Raw genomic sequence first — 22,926 nt, 5'->3', positions numbered from 1 at the left:
AAACGCGCTTTCCCGATGCCGGCTTCCCTCGCTGTGTGCGCGCCGGACGACTACCATCCGCACTGTCGGTGCCACGAATCCGGTGCGACGGCCGTTCGCCCCGGCGTGTCGATTTCGACGGCCTTCATCCGTCGTATCGAGGTCGGCACGCGATGTGCGCCCCGGCCCATACAGACAGGAGATACGCCATGACGATTCAGAAGATCACGCCTTTCCTCTGGTACGCGGCGGAAGCCGAAGAAGCGGCCGCCTTCTATGCGGGCATCTTTCCGGATTCGCGCATCGTGCGCGTCACGGCGGTGCCCGGCACTGACGGCACGCGGATGGTCGAGTTCGAGCTGTTCGGGCAGCCGTTCTTCGCGATGAGCCACCCGCGCACCGAGACGTTCAACCACACGATCTCGCTGCTGGTCAGTTGCGCCGACCAGGCGGAACTCGACCGCTACTGGAGCACCCTGCTCGACAACGGCGGCACGGCCGACGCCTGCGGCTGGCTGAGAGACCGCTATGGCGTCTCGTGGCAGATCGTTCCGGAAGCGCTGATCCCGATGGTGTCCGACCGGGACACGGTCAAGGCTGCGCGCGTGGCCGCCGCGATGATGCAGATGATCAAGCTCGACGACGCCGCGCTGAAAGCCGCCTATGCCGGTACGGCGGGCTGACGAAGCACGCCGCACGGCAACAGCGCCTGCGCGATGACGCGCCGGGCCGCCGACAAACGTCCGGCTCGACGGCATGCGTGTGCGTGTGCGGCTGCCGGGTAAGGACTCGTGATCCTCATCGGTGTCGCCCGCTAGCCGATCACGTTCGCGGCATCTGTCGCGACGTCGACAGCATCGATTCGACGGTCCGCCGCGCATGGCCGATGAATGCGGCGAGCGGTTCGCCCGACAGGATCGCCGCGTCTTCCTCGCCGCCGAGATAGGCGGCGCGCGCCGCCGCTACGACCGGCCGGTACGTGTCCGGCAGGCGCGCCAGCACCCATGCCGCGGCGACGTCCTTGGGCGCGATCCTGCCGGTCGCGGCGCTGTACCAGATACGCGCGAGCGCGAGCACCACGTTGCACTCGTCGCCGCGCCAGTCGGGTTCAACATTCCACTGCGCAACGGTCGCCAGCAGCGCGGCGACAAAATCGTGCGCGGGCACCGGCTCGAGCAGCGTGGCGGCCGACGGGCCGGCCAGCACGACACTGTGCTGTCGCACCTTCGTCAACAGGATCGCCAGATCGTGATCGGCGAGCACCGGTTCGACGATGCCGGCTTCGAGATCGCGACGCAGCCACTCGCCGAACTGCAGTTCGCGCCGCGCCGGATGACGCCACGGCACGACTTCATCGTGCGCGACGACGGTCACTTCCAGTGCGCGCAGGCCGTCGGCGCGACCGGGCGGCGCCGATACCGCGAGCAGGTCGAGCATCAGCGCACGCCGCGTCGAGTCGTCGGGCCGGGCCGACACCGTCACCAGCAGGTCGATGTCGCTGCGCGGCTTCAGTCCACCATCGAGCGCCGATCCGAACAGGTGGATCGCCTTCAGCGCCGTGCCGAAATGCCGCTCGATCGTGTCGCATGCGGCGGCAACCTGCACCGCGATTTCGTCGGGAATGGAGTCAGTCACGATGCGTGTGTCTCGCGATGTCCGCGCAACACGTGCAGCGAGCGTGACGGGCCGCGACGGATCGACCGCGAGCACGGACGAGGATTGCCGTTCGTCATCGCGCATGCGCGGCACGTCATCCCGCGTGCGTCACGCGTCGACGGGCATGCGCCCTTGCGCTGCTTCACGGTTGCTGCCGCGCGATTGGCGCAGCGCAATAAAAATCCCCGCACGCTTTCGCGTACGGGGATCGTCGGACATCGCAACGGCTGCCGACATGCATTCGGCGCCGTTGCGCAGCATTACGCTGCCGCGTCCTTCAGCTTCTTCAGCGCACGTGCCTTCACGCGCACGCTGGCCGGCTTCGCCGGGAACCAACGCTCTTCGCCCGTGAACGGATCCTTGCCGAAGCGCTTCTTCTTCGCCGGCACGACTTGTGCCGTGATCTTCAGCAGACCCGGCAGCGTGAACTCGCCCGCGCCCTTCTTGTGGACCGAGCCCAGCACGACGTTCTCGAGTGCGACGAGCACTGCCTTGACCGCCTTCACTTCGACAGCTGCGCGCTCAGCGATGTGCGTTGCGAGCGATGCCTTCGTGAACTTGTCCTTCAGCGGCGTCGGAGCGGCCGGTGCCGCCTTCGCGACAACCTTCTTGGCCACTACTTTCTTCGCGGGCGCAGCCTTTTTGGCAGCCACTTTCTTGGTGGCCGGTGCGGCAGCCTTCTTGGCCACCTTTTTTGCGGAAGTCGCCATGTTTCTCCTACCAGGTGTGGTCGTTGGATACACGAAGCGTGCAACGCGCGCGCTTCAACGCCGGATTCTACAAGCGCCTTGACGCTTCGTGGAGTACTTTTGTGCGTTTTCACGGGGTTTCCCGCAGGTTTTTTTGCATGCGACCGATTTCATCGACGCTCCAGCATCAGAAAACGCCTTCACGTAGGCACCCAAATGCGAATTACGTTCGATATTTGCGCACCTATACTGGGCTCGCTCAATGCTCGGATGCCGCCATGCGCGAAGCCAGATACGTCAAAGGACTCGACGGCCTGCGAGCCCTCGCCGTCATCCTCGTTTTCCTGTCCCACAAGGGCCATGTCCTTGCCGTCGACGTCGGCAAGCTTGGCGTGTGGACGTTTTTCCTCATCAGCGGATTCCTGATCGTCGGCGAGTTGCATCGCAATCGTCAGGCGGTCGAGTGCGGCACCATGACGCGCCGCCATGCGCTCGCGCTGTTCCTCGCGAAGCGCGCGCTGCGGATCTTTCCCGTGTATTACCTGCTGCTCGCCGCGCTCGCGATCGCGCACGCACTGTTCTACCAGCGCGGCGTCAACCTCGGGCTCGCGTGGCACGCGGTGTTCCTGTCGAATTACTGGATCGGCGTCGTCAAGGACGGCTGGCCGGGCTCCACGTCGCACTTCTGGAGCCTCGCGGTTGAACAGCAGTTCTATCTGATCGCACCGCTCGCGCTGCTCGCGGTGCCCGCCGCGCGACACGTCGCGCTCGGCATCGCGGCCATCGCGCTGTGTGCGGTCGCGCATCTCGCGCTCTACCTGTCCGACGCGTCGCCGGTGCTGATCTATGCGTTTTCGCCGTGGAATTTCGCGCTGATCGCGCTCGGCGGCGTCGGCGCGATGGCGCTCGCCGATCGCGGCGCGGCCGTCCTGCGGCGGATTCCGCCCGGCTGGCTCGGCGCGGCAGGCGTCGTGTTCTTCCTCGTGCTGCCCGCTTGCACGGCATTGCCCGACGCGATCGCGGGGCTCGCGGATCTCGGCCTGTCCGCATCGCTCGGCGCACTGCTGCTGTGGATCGTCAGCGAACCCGAGCACCCCGTCGTGGCGCTGCTCGACTGGGCGCCGCTCGTCTATCTCGGCACGATCAGCTACGGCTTCTACCTGTTCCACAACCTGATTCCGGCGCGCTTCGGCCTGCTGCCCGCACACATCGCGCACGTGGCCATACCGGAAATCGCCCGCGAAGCGCTATCCGAGATGCTGCAGTTCGCGCTCGCCGTGCTGCTCGCGCACCTGTCCTGGCGCTATCTTGAAAAGCGGCTGCTCGACTTCAAGAAGCCGGTCGCCGCGAGGCTGGCCCGGCATTTCGTCGCGCGGCCGAGCACGTCGGCGCGTTGAACGCCACGCCGACGCGGCAACGATCGAGCGGGAAAACCGCGATACCGGCCACGCCCGGACGCTGACGCTGATGCGCAGTGAGCGAGGTGTCGCGTCGGCGACCGGCGTCGGCAGAACCGGTGCGGTCACGAGCGTCGATGTGCATCGCGCAATTCGCAATTGAAGAACCGCCGATCCGGTCGCCCGGTCTCGCCCGCCGCGGCACCGGTTTCAGGCGTGACGCGCGTTCTTGTCAGAGCGCCCTGCGCCACACGCAGCACCGCTCTCGAAGCAAACCCGCCACCGCAAACTCGCCGACGGCGCGCACCACGCTCACGCACCCGGCACCCGCACACGCAAAAAAGCCCCGGCGCGCGAGCGGCCGGGGCCAACGGAACAACCACCACCTGAAACAACGGAGCGCGCAGCTGCTTAGGCGACAGCAGCCAGCGCGGGCAAGCAGGTACGCAGGTAGGCCTCGAATTCGCGGCTCACTTCCGGATGCTGGAGCGCGAGCTCGACGGTGGCCTTGAGATAGCCGATCTTGCTGCCGCAGTCGAAGCGCGTGCCGAAGTAGCGATACGCGAGCACCTGCTCGTTCGCGAGCAGCGACTGCACCGCATCGGTCAGCTGCAGCTCGCCGCCGGCGCCCGGCTTGAGCTTGCGCAGGTGATCGAAGATCGTCGGCATGAACACGTAGCGGCCGACCACGCCGAGATTCGACGGTGCATCCTCGGGCGCGGGCTTCTCGATGATGCCCGACAGCTTGATGACGTCCTCTTCCCATTCGCGGCCTTCGACGACGCCGTACGAACGGCTGTCCTCGCGCGCGATCGTCTCGACCCCGATCACCGAGCTGTGATAGTGGTCGAACACGTCGACGAGCTGCTTCAGCACCGGCTGCTCGCCGTGCAGCAGATCGTCGGCGAGGATCACCGCGAACGGTTCGCCGTGCACCAGCTTCTCCGCGCACAGCACTGCGTGGCCGAGGCCAAGCGCTTCCGGCTGGCGCACGTAGAAGCAGTTGACGTTGCTCGGCTTGATGCCGCGCACGAGCTCCAGCAGCTTTTCCTTGCCGCGCGCCTCGAGCTCGGCCTCGATCTCGTACGACTTGTCGAAGTGATCCTCGATCGCGCGCTTGCTGCGCCCGGTGACGAAGATCATCTCGGTGATACCGGCGTTGATCGCTTCCTCGACCGCGTACTGAATCAGCGGCTTGTCGACGACGGGCAACATTTCCTTCGGGCTCGCCTTCGTTGCCGGGAGGAACCGCGTGCCGAGACCGGCAACGGGGAACACGGCCTTGGTGACTTTCAACATGTTCGCATCCTGATTGCGTTGACTACGCCGCGTCGACCAGCGACCCGGCGCGATTGTGTTCCGAACGGCATATCGAGAATCGACGGTACTGCCAATTCGACTCCGCTCATTTTCGATATGGACTGATTGCCCAATGATTCCGGAAAAAATATAATCCCTTCAACCCGGTCGATATTGCCGAACCGAGTATCGAATCAGAAACAAATTACCGATTTTCCAGATACAAATTCTTACGATTCGAATTCCTCGATATAGGGCACGCCGCCCCGTTCGAGCCCCGGGCGAATCGGTTCGTTCTTCAGCGCCTCGCGGTACGCCGACAGCACGGCCATGACCAGCAGTACTGCAGCGCTCGCGATCCAATGCATGTCCATCTTGCCGCTCCTTGCATCAATCAACTGGAGCTTCAAACTATCAGAAAAAAATCGGCAAATAATTGACCCGCCTCGCGGAACCGCTTTCGGAACGCGATAAAACCATGATGTGGAATTCCGATATTTCCCGGCGAGATTTTTTTATTCATTGATCGAATTCTTGCGCATTACGATTGGATGAAACTTCCCGTCCATCCGTCGCAAGGAATCGAATCGCATGCAAGCTTTCAGCGGATCGTCTCTGACCGCGCCGCCCGTCGCCGACCACAAGGAACACGTGATCGACGCGATGCGCGGCTTCGCGGCGTTGCTCGTCGCCTATTTCCACTGCCGCCAGGTCGTCTGGGTCGGCATGCAGAGCTTCCATCACGCTTACGGTCATGCGCTCACCCCGAGCGCGATCGCCGGCTACCTGACCTTCCCGTTCGCGTGGGGCTCCGCCGGCGTGCCGATCTTCTTCGTGATCAGCGGCTACTGCATCCACCGCAACGCGGCGCTCAAGCTCTCGGCCAATCCCGCGTACCGGCTCGACGCGCCGAACTTCTGGGTGCGCCGGTTCGCGCGCATCTACCCGGTGCTGCTCGCCGCGCTGCTGTTTACGCTCGCGCTCGACTCGGTCAGCCTGCAAATCGAGCCGGTCAGCCACAAGATCCGCGACGTCGGCCTGATCGCGTTCCTCGTGAACCTGTTCTCGCTGCAGGGCGTCGCCGGCTACACGTACGGGTCGAACGGCGCGCTGTGGACGCTGTCGCTCGAAGTGCAGTTCTACGCGATCTATCCGCTGCTGTTCGCGATCCGCCGGCGCATCGGCATGCCGGCGGTCGTGGCCGCGGTCGCGCTCGTCAACGTCGCGTCGGCGTGGCTGCTCGAACGGCATGACCTGCAGTTCTTCACGTCGTACTGGCTGTCCTGGACGATCGGCGCGTGGATCGCCGACGTGCGTGCGCAGCAGGCGCGCGGCGCGGCCACCGTGCCGTCGCGCGCGTGGTACGGCGCGGCCGCCGTGCTGCTCGCCGCCGGCTGCGGCGCGTTCCATTTCGGTCAGTACGGCGCGTTCCAGCTTTGGTCCGCCGGCTTCGCGTGCTTCCTGTACCGCGCGCTTGCCCGCCCGCCGCGTCCGACGCCGCCGCTGCGCGTGCTGAGCTGGTTCGGCGACTTCAGCTACTCGCTGTACCTGATCCACCTGCCGCTGTTCGTCTGCCTCGGCTCGGTGCTGTTCCATTCCGAGCTGCAGCTGTCGATCTGGCCGTCGTTCGCGTTCATGGCCGCCGCGATCCCGGTCGCGTACCTGTTCTACCGGATGTTCGAACGGCCCGCGATGACATGGTCGGCCAGCTTCAAGCCGACCCGACCCGCTCGCGTCGTCACGCCGGCGCCCGAACGGGCCGTCTGACCCGACAGGTCCGCTTTCCCGAGCCCCCGCGCGGCGTCCCGCCGCGCGGGGGCTTTTTCATGGCCTGAGCGCGTTGGTATGCCGGGTTGGCGTGATGGGATAGCCTTCCGGCATCGGGCCGCGCTACGGCCCGCATGAGCCGTCCTCGACCGACTTTCACCACGGGGACTGCCTGGGCGCGGCCTTCTGGCATCGCCTTCTGGCATCGCCTTCTGGCATCGCCTTCTGGCATCGCCTTCTGGCATCACCCTCTGGCATCACCCTCTGGCATCACCCTCTGGCGTCACCCTCTGGCGTCACCCTCTTGCGTCACCTCTTGGCATCGCCTTCTCGCGTCACCAACCGCGCCCTTCCAACTGACGACCGGTCAAGCACGCGCCCTACACCGCACGCGACAACCTGCCCACCACCCGCCCGACAAAGGCCCCCGGCGCCAAAAAACAAAGCCCCCACGCAGCGCACCGCCGCATGAGGGCCCATTTCCCGCCGGCTCGCGCCGGCTACTGCTTCTTCGCCTTCGCGGCCTTCGCCGTATCCGCGAGGATCTTCTCGACCCGCTCCACGTAGGTTTCGGTGCCGAACCGGCGTACCGCCGTCGCGCGCCCGCTCGCGACGAGCCGCTCGCGCAGCGCGCCGTCGCGCTTCAGCGTATCCAGCGCATCGGCCAGCGCGGTCGCATCGCCCGGCGCGCAGAGCAGCCCGTTGTCGCCATCTTCGATGATCTCGACGACGCCGCCCGCACGGGCCGCGACGACCGGCCGGCGCGCGAGCATCCCCTCGACGATCACGCGCCCGAACGGCTCCGGCGTGATCGACGTGTGCGCGACGACGTCGACCGCCGTCATGCACGCGGCCACGTCGCGCTGGAACCCGAGGAAATGCACGCGCCCGCCCATCCCGTGCCGCGCGACGTATTCGCGCAACTGCGCGGCGTATTCGTCCTCGCCGAACAGCGGTGCGCCCACCAGCACCACGTGCATGTCGGGATGCCGCGCGGCGGCCTCCAGCAGCACGTGCTGCCCCTTCCAGTGCGCGAGACGGCTGAACGAGCCGACGAGCCACGCGTGCTCGGGCAACCCCAGCCGCGCGCGCAGCGCGGCCTGGCTGACGCCTTCCAGCGCATCGAACGGTTCGGCCGAAATGCCGTTGAACACGACGTCGACGTGCTGCGGCGTGAAGCCCGTCAGCGTGCGGAACGCCTGCGCGGACGCGTCCGAGTTCGCGATCACACGCGTGACGCCGAGCCGCGCGCAGTACTTGATCGCCAGCAACTGCTTGCTGCCGAAATGGTCGGTGCTGACGATGTCGCGCAGGTGCCACACCACCGGCTTGCGGGCGAGCCGCCCGGCCAGTGCGGCGACCACCATCGCACGCTGCGTGTTCGCGTAGATCACCTCGGCGCGGCGCGCGCGCCGCGCGACGTCGCGCACCAGCCGCACGAGCTGTTTCACCGCGCCGACCGACACGCCGCCCTGCTTGCGCACGCCCGCGAGCGAGCCCTGGTCGACCACGTCGACGCGCGCGCCGATCTCGTCGAGCGCCGCGCGGAACGGGCCGTCGTCGAACAGCAGCACGTCGGCGTTCGCGCGCATGTGCTTCATGATCTCGAGCAGCGACAGCTCGGCGCCGCCGAGCACACCGCTCTGGTCGAGCACGAGCGTCGCCGGGCCGCGCGCGGCCGGCATCGGCGCGATGGCCGTGCCGCGCTGCGCGGTCGAGCCGGGCAGCGCCGCTTCCACATAATCAAGAAAGCGCCGGCGGAATTTATCGGCAGAAAATCGCTCCGCATTCGTGCGGCATGCGTTCGGCGTGAAGCGCTGCGGCGCGCGCTCGAAATCGTCGACGGCCGCGACGATCGCGTGCGGCGTCTGTTCGTCGAAAAAGAGCCCGGTCGGGTTCAGGTTCGATTGCGGGTCGAGCACGGTTTCGAGCGCACCACCCTTCCCGTACGCGATCACCGGCGTGCCGCACGCCTGCGCCTCGACGACCGAGATCCCGAAATCCTCCTCGGCCGCGAACACGAACGCCTTCGCGCGCCGCATCCGGTCGTGCAGCACCGCGAACGGCTGGTAGCCCATGATCTCGACGTTCGGGCCGGCCTTCGCGCGGATCTTCTGCATCTCGGGGCCCTCGCCGATCACGACGAGCTTGCGCTCGGGCGTACGCGAAAAGGCCTCGACGATCAGGTCGATCTTCTTGTACGGCACCATCCGCGACGCGGTCAGGTAGAAGTCCTCCTTCTCCGCATTCAGCGAAAACGCGTCGACGTCGACCGGCGGGAAGATCACCGCCGCGTCGCGGTGATAGACCTTCTTGATGCGCCGCGCGATGAACGCGGAGTTCGCGACGAAACCGTCCACCGCGTTCGCGGTGCGCGTGTCCCAGTTGCGGATGTAATGCAGGATCATCCGCGCGAGCAGCGATTTCGGCCCGTGCGTGAGGTTCGACTGCTCCAGGTACTGGTGCTGCAGGTCCCACGCATAGCGGATCGGCGAATGCACGTAGCTGATGTGCACCTGGTCCGGCCCCGTCAGCACGCCCTTCGCGACCGCGTGGCTGCTCGAGATCACCAGGTCGTACTCCGATACGTCGAGCTGCTCGATTGCGAGCGGCATCAGCGGCAGGTAGCTGCGGTACTTGGTGCGCGCGAACGGCAGCTTCTGGATGAACGACGTCGTCACCGGCTTGCCGCGCACGAACGCGCGATCGTCGAGGAAGTCGACGAGGCTGAACAGGTCCGCGTCGGGAAAGCACGCGACGATCTGTTCGAGCACGCGCTCGGCGCCCGCATAGGTGACGAGCCAGTCGTGGACGATCGCCACGCGCAGCGTGCGCGACGCATGGCGCGCGCTGGCGCGTTCGGCCGGCACGGACCGGCGCAGCGCGGCGGCATCGCCCGCTTCGGCCACGGCCGCATCGGCGGTGGCAAGATTCAATACGGCGTGTTCCGCCAGATCGCGATTCATGCAGTTTTCCTCGCATTGAGACGGACGAACAGGTCGCGCACCAGCGCACGCAACCCCGGTGTCATCGTGAGCGACCACGCAACATTCAACAGCAGCACGACCGCGCACATGCCGATCGACTCGACGAGCCCCGGCCACGCTTGCGCCAGAAACAGGCTCGCCAGCAGGAACGCGAGGTGCGCGAGCATGTCGAGCACGATCGCGCGCATCCGGATCGCCGACAGATACAGCAGCACGCCGTAGTCGACGAGCGCGCGCGCCGCGACGACCACCGCCGCGCCGATCAGCCCGAAGTGATGGATGCCGTACCACAGGCCGCCGACGAAGAACGGCATCTCGACGAGCCCGGCGAACGCCGCGCGGGCCGGGTTGACCTGCGACTGGATCAGGATTCGCGTGACGCTCGCCTGGCCGACCAGCCACACGCTGATCACCAGCACGCGGCCGACCGGCGCCGAATGGGCGGCGAGATCCGAGCCGACCCACAACGTGAGGAACGGCGCGAGCGCGAAGATCGCGACGATGCCGACCGGCGTGAACACGCCGTTCAGGAATTCGAGCGACTGGCGCGCGAGCGTGTCCGCGTGGTCTCGACCGACGGCCGACAGGCGCGGGAACAGCGTGCGCACGAGCGCGTTCGGCAGCATGTTCAGGCGCGTGACGAGGTTCTGCGGCACCGTGTAGTAAGTGACGAACTTCGCACCCATGCCGGCGCCGAGCATCACGCGGTCGAGCGTGTCGGCGATCATGCTCGTCGTGCTCGCGATCAGCATCCAGCCGCCGAAGTTGAACAGCCCTTTCGCGGTGCCCCACTGCGGCGGATCGATGCGCCGGATCCCGAGCACCTTGATGCTGGCGTGACCGAGCATCGCCGCCGCGACCAGGCGCGCGACGACCGCCGCGGCGAGCACCGTCTGCAGGTTCGGCGCGATCCACCACGCGGCGCCGAGCGGCAGCAACTGGAACAGAAACGTGCCGATCGTCTGGTTCGTGTTGAACACGCCGAAGCGTTCGGCGCCGTTGATCGCGCCGGCGAACACCCACGACACGTTCGCGAGCGGAATCGCGAGCGCAAGCCACGGCAGTGCGAGATACACCTCGTGCTGCATCGCCGCCGACACCTTCGTGAAGTACGCGGTATAGATGAACGCGCCGAAATAGATCAGCAGCCCGCCCACGATGCCGGTGCCGAGGTTCAGCCAGAACGCGCTCCAGAACACGCGTGCGCTTTCGTCGGCGTTGCCGCTCGCGAGCGCCTTCGAGATGTGGTTCTGCGCCGCCATGCTCATCCCGAGATCGAGGATCCCGAAATAGCCGATCAGCGTCCACACGAGGCTGACGACGCCGTAGCGTTCGACGCCGAGCGCGTGGATATAGGCGGGCACCGTCACCAGCGACACGAAGGTCGGCAGGATCAGCCCGATGAAGTTGATCGAAACGTTCTTGAGTATGCCTTTGTCCATGCTTCTGCCTTGTGTGACACCGCTCGTCACGGTTTCCAGCGATACATCAGCACCTTGCCGCGCGCGTCTTCCTCGACGAACACGAGGTACTCGCCGTTCTCGCGACGGAATGCGCTGATGCCGAATGGCACGTCGACCCAGCCGGATGCCTTGCCGACCTCCGTGCCCGGGCTCATCACGCCCACTTCCTTGCCGGTTTCCTTGTCGTACACGTGGATCTTGCCGACCGGCTCCACCCCGAACAGGTAGCGGCCCTCGGCCGTGAGCCCGATCAGGTCGAAGATCGGCTTCGCGTCGAGCTGCCACGGCAGCGCGACCTGGTAGCGCACGACCGGCGAGCCCGTCGACCACTTGTCGAAGCGCACCAGCACGCGACCCACTTCCTTGTTGATACCCGGCTGCGGCGGTGCATCGGCCGTGTAACCGGTCACGTACAGCGTGTCCGTCTGCGCGTCGTAGATCGAGCGGCGCAGTTGCGTGAACGGCTGCGGCATCGGGTAGGTCGTGACCTTGTCGTACGAGTAGATCGGGTTGCCGGCCTTGTCGATGCCACCGTACTGGAAGCGGTGGATCCCGCGCACGTCGCTGGTGCGCCAGATGTCGCCCTTCGTGTCGACCCACCAGCCCCAGCCGCCCGCCTTCGCCTTGCCGGTCGTGTTGATCGTGAACTCGTCGGCATCCAGCCGGCCGTTGCCGTTCGCATCGCGCCACAGCCAGTCGCCGCCCGGCGGCTTGTTCGGCACGTTGTCGACCGGCCGCGCACGGCCCGCGATCAGCCCGGACGGAATCGCGACTTCGCCGTCGCGCTTCGCGTCGAAGCGGTAGATCTTCAGGTGATCGGCGTACATGTCGGTCAGGTACAGGAACGTGCGGCCGTCGAGGCGACGCGCGATCGGCATGCCGGGCCACTGGTCCGTATGGAACACCGGGTCGTCCGGATACTTGAAGCGGTTCGACAGGAAGCCGACGTATTTCCAGTCCTGGCCCGGCGGCTTCGACAGGTCGAGCTCGAAGCGCTTGTTGCCCGTGTACACACTGTTCGGCCGCGCCGGGTCGAGCCATGCGCCATCGACGAACAGCAGCCCCTGCACCTGCCAGCGCTGCTTGCCGTCGGGCGTGTAGCTGTCGAGCACCGCGCCGAGCCCTGCGCCGATCGTGGCGTGACGCGGCCCGATGCCGTTCATCGACACATAGATGTTGCCCGCACGGTCGACGCCGACGCCCGTCAGCCCGTTGAAACGCTGCGGCCCCGGCCGGCCCGGCACCGGGCCCGCGAAAATACCGCCGCGCTCGCCGAGCGTTCCCGACTGCGCGTAGCCCTTGCCGCCTTTCGAGAAGACCAGGATCTGCTGGCGCGGCCCGTTGTCCGCGACCAGCACGCGCCCTTTCGCGTCGACTGCCACATCCACCGCATCGGTGCCTTCCGGCAGCGCGGGCGCGTCGTCGAGCTTGCGGCCGTCGGCACGCACGTGCACCAGATGCGCGGGCCCGTTGATCGTGTCCGTGAGCAGCCATAGCGTGCCGTCGCCCGCGAGCGCGATGCGGCCCGGCTCATGGACGCTCCACGTGCCCTTCTGCTGCATCGTCTCCGCGTCGTACACGTCCACCGCGTCGCGCGACGGATTCGTCGCGAACAGCGTCTTGTCGTCGGCCGCGAGGCCGCCGACTTCCGCCTTCTGCTCGCCCACTTCCGAGCGCGCGGGCGCCGGCACCTCGTTCATCATCATGAAGCTCGCGGCCATCCGCGCGCGGCCGGCATCGGCACGTCCGCCCGGCGCCACCTGCGGCGCCGCGCGGAACGGCGCGGGCTGCTTCATGTCGCCGATCGTGCGGCGCGAGATGCCGAACCACTGCTTGCCCTTGTCCGGCCAGATGCCGGGCGACTGCAGGTGGCCGCGCTCGTTGCCGACACCGATCGCGACGTACACGTACTTGCCGTTCACGGCGATCGCGCTGCCGCCGAGGTTGCCCCAGCCGTGCGTGCCGCCGGCGAAGCCGAGCATCTTCCCGTCCTGGTAGACGCTCGCCTCGGCCCCGCTCTCATCCCACGGCGCATTCGTATACACCTTGCCGTCAGGCGTCACCGCGATCGCGCGGATGTCGATCTGCGTCCAGCTGCCGTCGCCATAGCCGAACGTGTTGCCGATCCACGACGTCGTCGCGGGCAACACCGTTTCGGCCGATGCGGCACTCGCCAGCAGCGCCGCACCTACCGTCATGCCTACCAGAATCAGACGTCGCAATGCGCTTCTCCAGACTCGATGCGTAAGCGACCGGGACCACGGCGCATGGCCGCCCGACCGTCCTGTCGCTAAATGGGTTTCAAACGTCGCGATGCAGGTTACAAGCAAAAATAATCACAAGAAATTTGGAAATATTTGGGGATGTTTCCGCCTGAAATATCGAGCCGGAACAGGGTCGAAAAGACGCTCAAAAGCGGCAATAACGACCGCCTTTCGCTTTCCAGTCTGTAGAAAATGCCGCCTCGCGCCGCCTGTCGGGGCTGTCCGAGCGGCAACCTTTCATTCCGCGACCGGAATAATCGGCATTTGAATGTTTTCCATCAGATAAATGACACGCGTTTTTTTACCGATTTCTTTTCCCTAGAATCGATTTCGATTCGATATTTCATTTAATGGCATGCATTACGTTCACGTTTACGCATCGGATGTGCGACACGCCCCGGCTCACGCCGCGCGTCGCGAAGGAGCGGCGCGATGACGGGCATCTCGCAACCCGCGGACCTCACCCCGTCGCAACACGGCCGTATCGTGCAGCTCGACGGGCTGCGCGCGATCGCGGTGGGCGCCGTGTTCCTGCAGCACGCGCTGAAGGCGCCGCTCTGGATGGGTGTCGACCTGTTCTTCGTGCTGAGCGGCCTGCTGATCACCGGCATCCTGCTCGATCGCAAGGCGCGCGGGCAGTCGTACTTCAGCCACTTCTACGCACGCCGCGTGCGCCGCATCCTGCCGCCGTACGTGCTGCTGCTGCTGGTGTCGACGATCCTGTTCGGCGCGAGCTGGCTGCCGCACTGGCCGTGGTTCGCGTTCTTCTCGACCAATATCGGGCTGTCGCTCGGCAGCATCGGCCATGACAGCCTGAACGTGCTGTGGTCGCTCGCGGTCGAGGAGCAGTTCTATATCTTCTGGCCGTTCATCGTGCTGTGGTGTTCGGAGCGCGCGCTGCTGTGGGTCGCCGCCGCGCTGATCGTCGCCGCGCCCGTGCTGCGCGCGATCGCGACGCCGTGGTTCGACTCGTTCTGGCCGATCTACTACCTGACGCCGTTCCGGATGGACCTGCTCGCCGCGGGCGCGCTGCTCGCGATCGTGCTGCGCCGCGACCGGCGCGCGCTGGATCCGTTCTACCCGCTCGCGATCGTCGGCGCGCTCGTGTCGCTCGCGATCCTCGGCTGGCTGCACCTGTCGTTCCCGCGCTTTCGCGCCGCGAACACGCCGCTGTCGAATGCCGCGCTCTACAGCATCTCGCTGCTGCTGTGCACGTCGATCGTCGTGATCGCCCTGCGCGGCCGCGGCATCGTGCAGCGCGTGCTGACGAACCCGATGCTCGTCTACGTGGGCACCGTCAGCTACACCGTGTACCTGATCCACCTCAGCGTGCTGTATGCGCTGTGGCCGCTGCACCTGAACCGCTTCGTCACGGCCGCGCTGGCGCTTGCGATCACGCTCGCGTACGCAACCGCGAGCTGGTACGGCTTCGAACGGCGCCTGACGCGCGGCCCCGCGCGCCGCGCGCTGCCGGCCGCCGCCAGCACGGCCGCCTGAATTTCATCATCCATCGTTTCTACCAGGACAACGTCATGAGCCAAACTCGCAAGAAGGCCATCATTACCGGGATTTCGGGGCAGGACGGCGCCTACCTGACCAAGCTGCTGCTCGACAAGGGCTACGAGGTCACCGGCACCTACCGCCGCACCAGCTCGGTGAATTTCTGGCGCATCGCCGAGCTCGGCGTCGACACGCACCCGAATCTCTCGCTCGTCGAGCACGACCTGACCGACGCCGGCTCGAGCCTGCGCCTGCTCGAACGCGTGCAGCCGGACGAGCTGTACAACCTGGCCGCGCAGAGCTTCGTCGGCGTGTCGTTCGACCAGCCGGCGACGACTGCCGAAGTGACCGGCATCGGCCCGTTGAACCTGCTCGAGGCGATCCGCGTCGTGAGCCCGAAGACGCGCTTCTACCAAGCGTCGACCTCCGAGATGTTCGGCAAGGTGCAGTCGATTCCGCAGACGGAAGCGACCTCGTTCTATCCGCGCAGCCCGTACGGTGTCGCGAAGCTGTATGCGCACTGGATGACGGTGAACTACCGCGAGTCGTACGGCCTGTTCGGCAGCAGCGGCATCCTGTTCAACCACGAATCGCCGCTGCGCGGCCGCGAGTTCGTCACGCGCAAGATCACCGACACCATCGCGAAGATCAAGCTCGGCAAGGCGACCCGCCTCGAGCTCGGCAACCTCGACGCGAAGCGCGACTGGGGCTTCGCGCTCGAGTACGTCGAAGGCATGTGGCGCATGCTGCAGGCCGACGAACCCGACACCTACGTGCTCGCGACCAACCGCACCGAGACCGTGCGCGATTTCGTGCGGATGGCGTTCGCGGCCGCGGGCTACCAGATCGAATGGACCGGCAAGGGCGAGCAGGAGCGTGGCCTCGACGCGTCGAACGGCAACGTGCTCGTGGAAGTGAACCCGAAGTTCTACCGCCCTGCCGAGGTCGACCTGCTGATCGGCTGCGCCGACAAGGCGAAAAGCAAACTCGGCTGGGAACCGAAGACGACGCTCGAACAACTTTGCCAGATGATGGTCGAAGCGGATTTGACGCGGAATCAACACCATGACACGTTCTGAAGCCGGACGCCCGTCGCGCCGTGCGTTCGTCACGGGCCTGACGGGCTTCACGGGCCGCTACATGGCCGAGCGCCTGCAGGCGGCCGGCTATGACGTCTGGGGCGCGGTCGCGCCTGGCGTGGCGCGGCCCGACGACCCGGCCTTCGCGCACTGCACGCTGCTGCCGGTCGATCTGCTCGACGCGGAGGCCATGCGCGCGGCCGCCGCCGACGCCCGGCCCGATGCGGTCGTGCATCTCGCCGCCCGCGCACATGTCGCGCAGGACGAGCCGTCGCAGACTTACGCGGTCAACATCGTCGGCACGCGCAACCTGCTGGCCGCGCTTGCGGGCCTCGACCGCCGCCCGTCGGCCGTGCTGCTCGCCAGCAGCGCGAACATCTACGGCAATTCGACGGCGGGCGTGCTCGACGAAACCGTCGCGCCCGCCCCGGCGAACGACTACGCGGTCAGCAAGCTCGCGATGGAATACGCGGCGAAGCTGTGGGCCGACCGGCTGCCGATCGTGATCGCGCGGCCGTTCAACTACACGGGTGTCGGCCAGAGCGATGCGTACCTGCTGCCGAAGCTCGTCGCGCACTACGCGCGCAACGCACCGCGGATCTCGCTCGGCAATCTCGACGTGAGCCGCGATTTCTCCGATGTGCGCGACGTGACGGCCGCGTACCTGAAGCTGGTCGAAGCCGCGCCGGCCGGCGAGACGTTCAACGTCTGCTCGGAGCGCGCGTATTCGCTGAAGGAAGTGCTGGCGATGCTGTCGCGCATCGCCGGTTACGTGATCGACGTGACGATCGATCCGCGTTTCGTGCGGCACAACGAGGTGAAGAGCCTGAGCGGGTCGCGCGACAAGCTGCGGCGCGCGGTGGGCGAGCTGCCTGTCACGCCGCTCGATGAAACGCTGCGATGGATGGTCGAGGCGATGCGCAGCGACGCGCATGCGGGCGGGCATCCCGCCGGGTAAGCCGGGCGATTGGCGTCGACACCAAAACGAAGGGCCGTTCGCGCAAGCGAACGGCCCTTCGTCCATCGTCACGTCAAATCACGTCACGACAGGCGTGACGTGCCGCGCTCAGCCTTCGAGGCCGCGCGCGAGATCGCGGCGCAGGTCGCCCGCATCCTCCAGGCCGACCGACAAGCGGATCAACCCTTCGCTGATCCCCGCTGCCGCGCGCGCTTCCGGCGTGATGCGGCCGTGCGTGGTCGTCGCCGGATGGGTGATCGTCGTGCGCGTATCGCCGAGGTTGCCGGTGATCGAGATCAGCTTCGTGTTGTCGATCACGCGCCACGCGTTCGCGCGCTGCTGTTCGGGCGTGTCGCCCTTCAGCTCGAACGACAGGATCGCCCCGCCCGCCTTTTGCTGACGCTTCGCGAGTTCGTGCTGCGGGTGCGATTCGAGGCCCGGATGAAACACACGCGCGACGGCCGGATGCGAATCGAGCCAGCGCGCGATCTCCAGCGCGTTCGCCGATTGCTTCTCGACGCGCAGCGACAGCGTCTCCATCCCCTTCAGCAGCACCCACGCGTTGAACGCCGACAGCGTCGGGCCCGCGCTGCGCACGAACGGAAACACCTTGCCCATGATGAATTCCTTCGAGCCGACCAGCGCGCCGCCGAGCACGCGGCCCTGGCCGTCGAGGAACTTGGTGGCCGAGTGCATCACGACATCCGCGCCGAGCTTCAGCGGCTGCTGCAGCACCGGGCTGCAGAAACAGTTGTCGACGACGAACAGCGCGTTCGATGCCTTCGCGATCTTGCCGATCGCCTCGATGTCGGCAAGTTCGGTCAGCGGGTTCGACGGCGTCTCGAGGAAGAACATCTTCGTTTCCGGGCGCACGGCTTCCTGCCATGCGTTCAGGTCGGTCGGGTCGACGAAGGTCGTCGTGATCCCGAACTTGCTGAAGATCTGCGAGAACATCCCGAGCGTCGAGCCGAACAGGCTGCGCGAGCTGACGAGGTGATCGCCCGCCTGCAGCGCGGCCATCACGACCGACATGATCGCGGCCATCCCCGACGCGGTCGCGATGCACGCCTCGCCGCCCTCGAGCGCCGCGAGACGCTCCTGGAACATGGTGACGGTCGGATTCGTGAAGCGCGAATAGGTGAAGTAGTCTTCCGAGTTCGCGAAGCGCTCGGCTGCGTCGGCCGCGCTCTGGAAGCAGAAGCTCGACGTGAGGAACAGCGCTTCCGAATGCTCGTTGAAGTCGCTGCGCAGCGTGCCCGCGCGCACGGCAAGCGTGTCGAAGTTGAGGGAGTCGTCCATGTTCCGTTTTCCGTATTCGATGGCCGCGCGAGTGGCGCGAACCCAGTCAAAACCAGGCCAAAACAAAAAGCCCGCTATGCGTCGGCATCAGCGGGCTTCGGTGCGGTACGACAGCGATCGACTCGGGCCGGTTGCCACCGGCCTTCGCTTTAGCTGTTTTGGGAAATCGCCCCGCGTCCGCAAGCTGATATCAAATCGACGCAAGGCCACATCCTATCACGCCTCGTCAGAAGCGTGCGCCGGTGTCACTCGACCGACAGCTGCAGGTTCATCTGCGAGCGTTCGGTATCGCCAGCCGTATCGCGATCGGCCTGCGATGCCGGCGTGAGGCGCGCGCGCTCGATTGCATCGAGATACTCGGGCGTCACGTCGCCGGTGATGTAGTTGCCGTCGAAGCACGACGCCTCGAAGCCTTCGAGCTTCGGGTTGATGTCGCGCACTGCGCGGCGCAGATCGTCGACGTCCTGGTAGATCAGGTGGTCGGCGCCGATGATCTTCGCGACGTCTTCATCGGTGCGGCCATGCGCAACGAGCTCGCCGCGCGTCGGCATGTCGATGCCGTACACGTTCGGGAACTTCACGGGCGGCGCCGCCGACGCGAAGATCACCGACTTCGCGCCTGCATCGCGTGCCATCTGCACGATTTCATGCGAGGTCGTGCCGCGCACGATCGAATCGTCGACGATCAGCACGTGCTTGTCCTTGAACTCGATGCTCATCGCATTGAGCTTCTGGCGCACCGACTTCTTGCGCACGGCCTGCCCCGGCATGATGAAGGTACGGCCGACGTAGCGGTTCTTGAAGAAGCCTTCGCGATACTCGACGCCAAGCTTCGCGGCGACCTGCATTGCAGCCGGGCGCGACGAATCGGGAATCGGCATCACGACGTCGATCGGCACGTTCGGCAGTTCGCGCTTGATCTTCTCGGCGAGATAATCGCCCATGCGCAGGCGCACGTTGTAAACCGGTACGCCGTCGAGGCACGAATCCGGACGCGCGAGGTACACGTATTCGAACATGCACGGGTTCAGCGTCGGCTGCTCCGCGCACTGCTGGCTGTGGAAGTTGCCGGCCGGATCGATGAAGATCGCTTCGCCCGGCTGCACGTCGCGGACGAATTCGAAACCGATGCCTTCGACCGCCACCGACTCCGACGCGACCATCCACTCGGTCCCGTGCTCGGTTTCGAGCTTGCCGATGCACAGCGGGCGGATGCCGAACGGATCGCGGAATGCGAGCAGGCCGTAGCCGGCGATCAGCGACACGATCGCGTACGAGCCCTGCAGGCGGCGATGCACGCCCGCGACGGCCTTGAACACCGACGCCGGATCGAGCTCGAGGCCCGTGGTCGACAGTTGCAGCTCGTGCGCGAACACGTTGAGCAGCACTTCGCTGTCGGAATTGGTGTTGAGATGCCGGCGGTCGATCCGGAACATCTCGTCCTTCAGTTGCTGCCAGTTCGTCAGGTTGCCGTTGTGCGCGAGGATGATCCCGAACGGCGCGTTCACGTAGAACGGCTGCGCCTCGGCTTCGCTCGACGCCGAGCCGGCGGTCGGGTAACGCACCTGGCCGATGCCGTAGGTGCCGGGCAGGCTGCGCATGTTGCGCGTGCGGAACACGTCGCGCACCATGCCGTTCGCCTTGTACATGTGGAAATTGCTGCCGTCCGCCGTCGCAATGCCCGCCGCGTCCTGACCGCGATGCTGCAGCAGCAGCAGGCTGTCATAGATCAGCTGGTTGACCGGGGATTGGGAGATAACGCCTACGATGCCGCACATGGCATGTCCTTCAGAATGACAAAATCGGTTCCGTCCTGCCCGGCCGCGTCGTCACACGCGTACGTACTGGGCCATGCCGTCGGGCAGGAGCTGCTTCAGCTCGTGCACGCCCTGTTCGGCGAAAGGACGCAATAGCGCATTGCGCCAGAAATCCTGTTTGGGCAGCTCGGTCAGCCCGGCCGCCGCGACCAGCAGCACCACCAGCACGCAGCCGCGGACGAGCCCGAACATCATGCCCAGCGAGCGGTCGACGCCGCCCAGGCCACTCGCCTGCGCGATCCGCGACAGCAGCGCGTTTGCGACACCGGCGACCAGCACCACGCCGATCACGAGCAACGCGAAGGCGATCACCCACTGCGTCAGCGCGCCGCCCGGCCAGTTCGCCGGAATATACGGCACGACCAGTCCGACGTAGCGGCCCGCGATCACGATCGCCGCGATCCAGCCGATCAGCCCGAAAATCTCGGACACGAAGCCGCGCCACGCACCGCGCAGCGCCGACAACACGATCACCGCCAATACAGCGTAGTCGAAAGCCGTCAGCATCGTGCGTTACTGCGTCAGACCGGCTTCGCGCACCTTCGCGATCGCGGCGGAAGCCGCCGCGCGATCCGCGAACGGGCCCGCACGCAACAGTGTAGCCGTGCTGCCGTCTGCCTGCTTGCGATGCTCGACATATGCGGGCACGCCCGCCGATTTCAACTTGGTGGCCCACGAACGGGCCGTCGCGTCGTCCTTGAACGACCCGAGCTGCACCGCGAAGCGCGCACCGGCCGGCGACGACGGCGACGACGCATCGCCGCTGTCCGGGCTCGCGGCGTCGACATTCGCGACGGTCGCGGGCGCAGGCTTCGGCGCAGCCGGCTTCGCCACGGGGGCAGCCGGCTTCGGCGCGGGCTTCGGCGGCGTCACGCTCGCCGTGGTCGTGGTATCGGGTTTCGCGGCCGGCTTGTCAGCGCTCTTCGGCACCGGAGCCGGTGCAGCCGCAACGGCGACATCGGATGCCGGCGGTTCGTCGTGCGCGACACCTGCCTGCACGTCGGAGGCGTCATCGTCGCGCGGTGCGACCGCCTGGTGCGCGGGCCGGTTCGGAATGTCGATTGCGATGTCGTCCGTGACCGGCTTCGGGTGCGAATCGAGCACCATCGGCAGCACGATCACGGCGGCGACGACGAGCGCGATCGCGCCGACGAGGCGACGGCGCGCGCGTTGCTTTTCTGGAAGGGTCGGATCGAGGAGCAGGGCGTCCGATTCCGGACGCTCCGTGCGGCGCGAGCGTCGCTCGACGCGTTCAGTGCGCTCCGTGCGCACGTTCCGGGAGGTCCCGGTGCGACCGCCGCGCCGCGGGGGCGCGTCGTCGTCTTTTTTGCCGAACGAGAAAATTCCCATGAATGGCTGAGTCCGAAACTGCCCGTCAGTCAGTGTTGCTGCGATTTACGGTAGGCCAGCACGCCGGCAACCGTATGGAAACTGCCGAAAACCACGATTCTATCATTCTCGGATGCTCTTTTTAGTGCATCGCGAAACGCTTCAGCGGGCGACGTGTAACGCGTCACGCTCGAATCGGGCCCCTCCTCCACGCCGGCCTTGCGCAGCGCGGCTTCGAGCTGCTCCGCGGAGGCCGCGCGCGGCAGCGGCAGGTCGGTCACGCACCAGTGGTCGATCTCGCCCTTCAGATGCTGCAGCACGCCATCGATGTCCTTGTCGTGCATCGCGCCGAACACCGCGTAGGTGTACGGGAAGAACCCCATGTTGCCGAGGTTCTGCTCGAGCACGGCCGAAGCATGCGGGTTGTGCGCGACGTCGAGCACGATCGCCGGCTTGCCGGGCAGCACCTGGAAGCGCCCCGGCAACTCGACGTTCGCGAGGCCGAGCCGGATGTCCTGCGCGGACACCGGCAGCACCGGGCGCAGCGCTTCGAGCGCAGCGAGCGCGGCCGAGGCATTGATCAGCTGATTCGCCCCGCGCAGCGCCGGATACGCGAGCGCCGGATAGCGCTTCTCGCGGCCGAGGTAGCTCCACTGCTGGCGCTCGGCGCCTGCCTGCGCCTCGTAGCGGAAATCGCGGCCGACCAGCCACAGATCCGCGCCGATCGCTTCCGCATGGTCGATCAGCGTCTGCGGCGCGGCCGGATCGCCGCAGACCGCCGGCTTGCCCGGACGGAAGATCCCGGCCTTCTCGAACGCGATCTTCTCGCGCGTGTCGCCGAGATACTCGGTGTGGTCGATGTCGATGCTCGTGATGATCGCGCAGTCGGTGTCGATGATGTTGACCGCGTCGAGCCGGCCACCGAGGCCGACTTCGAGGATCACCGCATCGAGCCCGCGCGATGCGAACAGGTGCAGGATCGCGAGCGTCGTGAATTCGAAATACGTGAGCGACACCGGCTCGGGCAGCGACGTGCGCGCGGCTTCGATGGCCTCGAAGTGCGGCAGCAGTTCGTCATCGGTGACGTTCTGCCCGTTCACGCGCGCGCGCTCGTTGAATTCGAGCAGGTGCGGCGACGTGTGACAGCCGACCTTGTAGCCGGCACGCACGAGGATCGTCTCGAGGAACGCGCAGGTCGAGCCCTTGCCGTTCGTGCCGCCGACGGTGATGACGGGGCACGCGAATTCGAGCTGCAGCGCCGCCTTGACCTGCCCGATGCGGGTCAGGCCCATGTCGATGCCGACCGGGTGCGCGCGTTCGAGATGCGAAAGCCACGCGTCGAGAGTGGGAAAAGTGCTCATCGGATCAAATCTGGATCGGGACCGCCACTACGCCAAAAAGCGAAGCGCGCCGCCTGGCGCTGAAGCCAGGCGACGCGCAGTA

The 22,926-nt window shown here is 66.4% G+C and carries 19 protein-coding genes; 6 read left to right on the top strand and 13 right to left on the bottom strand.

Annotated features, from left to right (window positions below; translation table 11 throughout):
- Nucleotides 1-188: 188 nt before the first annotated feature.
- Complete coding sequence (locus QZM67_RS36615) at nt 189-662, top strand: VOC family protein (RefSeq protein ID WP_301810933.1); 474 nt, start codon at nt 189-191, stop codon at nt 660-662.
- Nucleotides 663-801: 139 nt separating this feature from the next.
- On the opposite strand, the gene QZM67_RS36610 is transcribed toward QZM67_RS36615, so the two are convergent.
- The 3 genes from QZM67_RS36610 to QZM67_RS36600 all read right to left on the bottom strand — a co-directional run bounded on the left by QZM67_RS36610 (nt 802) and on the right by QZM67_RS36600 (nt 2,345).
- Nucleotides 802-1,614 carry an AadA family aminoglycoside 3''-O-nucleotidyltransferase gene (locus QZM67_RS36610; protein ID WP_301810932.1) on the bottom strand — a complete coding sequence of 271 codons (813 nt, stop codon included), beginning with the start codon at nt 1,612-1,614 and terminating at the stop codon, nt 802-804.
- Nucleotides 1,615-1,743: 129 nt separating this feature from the next.
- Complete coding sequence (locus tag QZM67_RS36605; RefSeq protein WP_301810929.1) at nt 1,744-1,896, bottom strand: hypothetical protein; 153 nt, start codon at nt 1,894-1,896, stop codon at nt 1,744-1,746.
- Nucleotides 1,896-2,345: an HU family DNA-binding protein gene (locus QZM67_RS36600; protein WP_011355701.1), complete on the bottom strand. Its 450-nt coding sequence runs from the start codon at nt 2,343-2,345 to the stop codon at nt 1,896-1,898. The genes QZM67_RS36605 and QZM67_RS36600 overlap by 1 nt, the downstream gene beginning before the upstream one ends.
- Before the next feature lie 257 nt (nt 2,346-2,602).
- Between QZM67_RS36600 and QZM67_RS36595 the strand changes: the two genes are divergently transcribed.
- Complete coding sequence (locus QZM67_RS36595; RefSeq protein WP_301810927.1) at nt 2,603-3,721, top strand: acyltransferase; 1,119 nt, start codon at nt 2,603-2,605, stop codon at nt 3,719-3,721.
- 411 nt (nt 3,722-4,132) lie between these two features.
- On the opposite strand, the gene galU is transcribed toward QZM67_RS36595, so the two are convergent.
- Entirely contained in the window at nt 4,133-5,020 is an 888-nt protein-coding gene (gene galU, locus QZM67_RS36590; RefSeq protein ID WP_034185830.1) for a UTP--glucose-1-phosphate uridylyltransferase GalU, read from the bottom strand.
- 230 nt (nt 5,021-5,250) lie between these two features.
- The gene (locus QZM67_RS36585) at nt 5,251-5,394 is read right to left on the bottom strand and encodes a hypothetical protein (protein WP_006479318.1); all 144 of its coding nucleotides are present in this window, start codon (nt 5,392-5,394) and stop codon (nt 5,251-5,253) included.
- 217 nt (nt 5,395-5,611) lie between these two features.
- Here QZM67_RS36585 and QZM67_RS36580 point away from each other — a divergent pair, with 217 nt between their 5' ends.
- The gene (locus QZM67_RS36580; RefSeq protein WP_301810925.1) at nt 5,612-6,787 is read left to right on the top strand and encodes an acyltransferase; all 1,176 of its coding nucleotides are present in this window, start codon (nt 5,612-5,614) and stop codon (nt 6,785-6,787) included.
- Between the two features lie 500 nt (nt 6,788-7,287).
- Here the strand turns inward: QZM67_RS36580 and QZM67_RS36575 are convergent, their stop codons facing one another.
- The 3 genes from QZM67_RS36575 to QZM67_RS36565 are packed head-to-tail and all read right to left on the bottom strand — an operon-like array spanning nt 7,288 to nt 13,435.
- Nucleotides 7,288-9,753 (bottom strand): glycosyltransferase family 4 protein, encoded by a 2,466-nt coding sequence (locus QZM67_RS36575; protein ID WP_301810924.1) that lies wholly within the window; start codon nt 9,751-9,753, stop codon nt 7,288-7,290.
- Nucleotides 9,750-11,216, bottom strand: a complete 1,467-nt coding sequence (locus QZM67_RS36570) for an oligosaccharide flippase family protein (RefSeq protein ID WP_301810922.1) — start codon at nt 11,214-11,216, stop codon at nt 9,750-9,752. The genes QZM67_RS36575 and QZM67_RS36570 overlap by 4 nt, the downstream gene beginning before the upstream one ends.
- Before the next feature lie 26 nt (nt 11,217-11,242).
- Nucleotides 11,243-13,435, bottom strand: a complete 2,193-nt coding sequence (locus QZM67_RS36565; RefSeq protein ID WP_301810960.1) for a hypothetical protein — start codon at nt 13,433-13,435, stop codon at nt 11,243-11,245.
- A 498-nt stretch (nt 13,436-13,933) separates the two neighbouring features.
- Here QZM67_RS36565 and QZM67_RS36560 point away from each other — a divergent pair, with 498 nt between their 5' ends.
- The 3 genes from QZM67_RS36560 to QZM67_RS36550 are packed head-to-tail and all read left to right on the top strand — an operon-like array spanning nt 13,934 to nt 17,038.
- The gene (locus tag QZM67_RS36560) at nt 13,934-14,998 is read left to right on the top strand and encodes an acyltransferase (RefSeq protein WP_301810920.1); all 1,065 of its coding nucleotides are present in this window, start codon (nt 13,934-13,936) and stop codon (nt 14,996-14,998) included.
- Between the two features lie 35 nt (nt 14,999-15,033).
- Nucleotides 15,034-16,080 carry a GDP-mannose 4,6-dehydratase gene (gene gmd, locus QZM67_RS36555; RefSeq protein ID WP_301810918.1) on the top strand — a complete coding sequence of 349 codons (1,047 nt, stop codon included), beginning with the start codon at nt 15,034-15,036 and terminating at the stop codon, nt 16,078-16,080.
- Nucleotides 16,067-17,038 carry an NAD-dependent epimerase/dehydratase family protein gene (locus QZM67_RS36550; protein ID WP_301810916.1) on the top strand — a complete coding sequence of 324 codons (972 nt, stop codon included), beginning with the start codon at nt 16,067-16,069 and terminating at the stop codon, nt 17,036-17,038. The genes gmd and QZM67_RS36550 overlap by 14 nt, the downstream gene beginning before the upstream one ends.
- A 108-nt stretch (nt 17,039-17,146) precedes the next feature.
- Here QZM67_RS36550 and QZM67_RS36545 read toward each other — a convergent pair whose 3' ends face one another.
- From QZM67_RS36545 to folC, 5 genes are all read right to left on the bottom strand, one after another.
- A complete protein-coding gene (locus tag QZM67_RS36545; protein WP_175025311.1) occupies nt 17,147-18,337 on the bottom strand; it encodes an O-succinylhomoserine sulfhydrylase in 1,191 nt (396 codons plus the stop codon).
- A gap of 245 nt (nt 18,338-18,582) precedes the next feature.
- Complete coding sequence (gene purF / locus QZM67_RS36540) at nt 18,583-20,115, bottom strand: amidophosphoribosyltransferase (RefSeq protein ID WP_175025310.1); 1,533 nt, start codon at nt 20,113-20,115, stop codon at nt 18,583-18,585.
- 51 nt (nt 20,116-20,166) lie between these two features.
- Nucleotides 20,167-20,661 (bottom strand): CvpA family protein, encoded by a 495-nt coding sequence (locus tag QZM67_RS36535; protein ID WP_027782633.1) that lies wholly within the window; start codon nt 20,659-20,661, stop codon nt 20,167-20,169.
- A gap of 6 nt (nt 20,662-20,667) precedes the next feature.
- On the bottom strand, nt 20,668-21,504 hold the full coding sequence (locus tag QZM67_RS36530; protein WP_175025309.1) for an SPOR domain-containing protein: 837 nt from the start codon (nt 21,502-21,504) through the stop codon (nt 20,668-20,670).
- Nucleotides 21,505-21,533: 29 nt separating this feature from the next.
- Nucleotides 21,534-22,844, bottom strand: coding sequence for a bifunctional tetrahydrofolate synthase/dihydrofolate synthase (gene folC, locus QZM67_RS36525; RefSeq protein WP_175025308.1), 1,311 nt, complete (start codon nt 22,842-22,844; stop codon nt 21,534-21,536).
- Nucleotides 22,845-22,926: the final 82 nt, after the last annotated feature.

The sequence above is a fragment of the Burkholderia sp. AU45251 genome (genome assembly GCF_030482905.1).
In the GTDB taxonomy this organism is placed as follows: domain Bacteria; phylum Pseudomonadota; class Gammaproteobacteria; order Burkholderiales; family Burkholderiaceae; genus Burkholderia; species Burkholderia aenigmatica.
This window is presented reverse-complemented; position numbering and strand designations above follow the sequence as displayed.

Coding starts and splice junctions, on each gene's coding strand:
- QZM67_RS36615 (WP_301810933.1), top strand. CDS start 189: ATGACGATTCAGAAGATCACGCCTTTCCTCTGGTACGCGGCGGAAGCC.
- QZM67_RS36605 (WP_301810929.1), bottom strand. CDS start 1,896: ATGCTGCGCAACGGCGCCGAATGCATGTCGGCAGCCGTTGCGATGTCC.
- QZM67_RS36600 (WP_011355701.1), bottom strand. CDS start 2,345: ATGGCGACTTCCGCAAAAAAGGTGGCCAAGAAGGCTGCCGCACCGGCC.
- QZM67_RS36595 (WP_301810927.1), top strand. CDS start 2,603: ATGCGCGAAGCCAGATACGTCAAAGGACTCGACGGCCTGCGAGCCCTC.
- galU (WP_034185830.1), bottom strand. CDS start 5,020: ATGTTGAAAGTCACCAAGGCCGTGTTCCCCGTTGCCGGTCTCGGCACG.
- QZM67_RS36585 (WP_006479318.1), bottom strand. CDS start 5,394: ATGGACATGCATTGGATCGCGAGCGCTGCAGTACTGCTGGTCATGGCC.
- QZM67_RS36580 (WP_301810925.1), top strand. CDS start 5,612: ATGCAAGCTTTCAGCGGATCGTCTCTGACCGCGCCGCCCGTCGCCGAC.
- QZM67_RS36575 (WP_301810924.1), bottom strand. CDS start 9,753: ATGAATCGCGATCTGGCGGAACACGCCGTATTGAATCTTGCCACCGCC.
- QZM67_RS36570 (WP_301810922.1), bottom strand. CDS start 11,216: ATGGACAAAGGCATACTCAAGAACGTTTCGATCAACTTCATCGGGCTG.
- QZM67_RS36565 (WP_301810960.1), bottom strand. CDS start 13,435: ATGACGGTAGGTGCGGCGCTGCTGGCGAGTGCCGCATCGGCCGAAACG.
- QZM67_RS36560 (WP_301810920.1), top strand. CDS start 13,934: ATGACGGGCATCTCGCAACCCGCGGACCTCACCCCGTCGCAACACGGC.
- gmd (WP_301810918.1), top strand. CDS start 15,034: ATGAGCCAAACTCGCAAGAAGGCCATCATTACCGGGATTTCGGGGCAG.
- QZM67_RS36550 (WP_301810916.1), top strand. CDS start 16,067: ATGACACGTTCTGAAGCCGGACGCCCGTCGCGCCGTGCGTTCGTCACG.
- QZM67_RS36545 (WP_175025311.1), bottom strand. CDS start 18,337: ATGGACGACTCCCTCAACTTCGACACGCTTGCCGTGCGCGCGGGCACG.
- purF (WP_175025310.1), bottom strand. CDS start 20,115: ATGTGCGGCATCGTAGGCGTTATCTCCCAATCCCCGGTCAACCAGCTG.
- QZM67_RS36535 (WP_027782633.1), bottom strand. CDS start 20,661: ATGCTGACGGCTTTCGACTACGCTGTATTGGCGGTGATCGTGTTGTCG.
- QZM67_RS36530 (WP_175025309.1), bottom strand. CDS start 21,504: ATGGGAATTTTCTCGTTCGGCAAAAAAGACGACGACGCGCCCCCGCGG.
- folC (WP_175025308.1), bottom strand. CDS start 22,844: ATGAGCACTTTTCCCACTCTCGACGCGTGGCTTTCGCATCTCGAACGC.